General features: G+C 70.6%; 2 protein-coding genes. Both read left to right on the top strand.

The window, feature by feature from the left end:
- Window positions 1-1202: multicopper oxidase family protein (locus tag AB0M20_RS41635; RefSeq protein ID WP_364306858.1), on the top strand; the 1202-nt coding region annotated here is incomplete at its 5' end.
- Window positions 1199-1781, top strand: a 583-nt coding sequence (locus AB0M20_RS41630) for a hypothetical protein (RefSeq protein ID WP_364306856.1), incomplete at its 3' end; no start/stop codon positions are given. The genes AB0M20_RS41635 and AB0M20_RS41630, both read left to right, overlap by 4 nt.

Genomic DNA, 1781 nt, shown 5'->3' with positions numbered 1-1781 from the left:
TGTTCACCGTCGCCGGGGGGCGCGGGGGGGAGGTGTCGATGACGTTGGTGGCCCGGTTCGTGGGGGGCCGGTACACGATCACCGGCACGACGCCCGGCCCGGCGGTGCTCGCTTCGACCGGGGACCTCGTCGAGGTCACACTGGTCAACGAGAACGTGCCGGACGGCGTGACCCTGCACTGGCACGGCGTCGACGTGCCGAACGCGATGGACGGCGTCGCCGGCATCACCCAGGACGCGGTGCTGCCGGGACGGTCCTTCGTGTACCGGTTCGTCGCGGACCGGCCCGGAACGTATTGGTACCACTCGCATCAGGTGTCGCACGTCCAGGTCATCAAGGGTTTGTTCGGTGCCGTGGTGATCGGCGGCCGGCCCTCCGCCGACGTGACGGCGCTGGTCCATCTTTACAGCGGCGGCAGGCACACGGTGAACGGGCCGACCTCGGACGTGCCGGTGGCGGCCGCGCCGGGTTCGACGGTGCGGGTCCGGATCGTGAACACCGACAGCGGGCCGATGTACGCCTGGACCGGTGGCTCCTACCGGCTGCTGGCGATCGACGGCACCGACGTGGCCGGCCCGTCCCCCGTCACCGGCAAGTCGGTGCAGATCACCGCCGGTGGTCGTGCCGACCTCGAGGTCACCGCGCCGGCCCGGGTCCAGCTCGGCGGCAACCCCGCACTGATCATCGGTTCCGGCGCCCCGGCCGTCGCCAGACCCGCCTCCGCGCTTGATCCGCTGACCTACGGCACGCCCTCGCCGGCCGCGCTCGGGCCGGTCACACGGACCTTCCGCTACGACATCGGGCGGCGGCTCGGCTTCGTCGACGGCAGGCCCGGCAACTGGTGGACCGTCAACGGCCACATGCTGCCGGACGTGCCGATGTTCCAGGTGAGCGCCGGCGACGTCGTCCGGATGCGGATCAGCAACGACAGCGGCGAGGTGCATCCCATGCACCTGCACGGCCATCACATGCTCGTGCTCTCCCGCGACGGGGTGCCCGCCACCGGCAGCCCCTGGTGGGTGGACTCGCTCAACGTCGCCAACCACGAGACGTACGAGGTGGCGTTCGTGGCCGGCAACCCGGGCATCTGGTCGGACCACTGCCACAACCTCAAGCACGCCAAGGAAGGACTCGTCGTGCATCTGATGTACGACGGCGTGTCCACGCCGTACACCATGGGAAAGGACAACGAACCAGAATGATCCGCACCGTCGAGCGATACGCGTTCCTGGCCGGAGTTCTCGGGCTGCTTGCGAACGTGCTGCTCATCGCGCTCTACGTGAGCTTCCTGCCGGGCCTGTCGTCGTACTCGTGGACCGGGCCGGCCAACGACGTGGTCGGCGGCATCGTGGGCAGCCTGGCGATGATCCCGGTGCTGCTCGGGCTGCTGCGGGTGGTCGCCGCGACGCCGGCGCTGGTCCTGGCCACCCGGGTCGCGGTGGCGATGCTGGCCGTGGGCGCGCTGTCGTCACTGCTGCTGGTGCTGCAGGTGGTGTCGTTCGAGGTGTCGGTGTTCGTGGCGATCCCGATGATCGTCGCGCTGTTCGCCTGGTTCCTGGTGCTCGGCCGCAGCGCCGACCTGCCCGGCGCGCTGTCCCGCAGGGCCCGGCTGATGGGTACGGCCGGGCTGGCCGCGATACCGATCGGGCTCCTGGCTCTGATCCCCGCCGACCCGGTGCGCTACGCCGCCGGCGGGCTCGCGCTGCTGATCGGCCTGCCGGTCTACCTCTACACGCCGGTGTGGTTCCTCCAGCTGTCGAACGCCTCGCGAAGCGGGTCGC

Source organism: Actinoplanes sp. NPDC051633, assembly GCF_040681735.1.
Taxonomy (GTDB): Bacteria; Actinomycetota; Actinomycetes; order Mycobacteriales; family Micromonosporaceae; genus Actinoplanes.
This window is presented reverse-complemented; position numbering and strand designations above follow the sequence as displayed.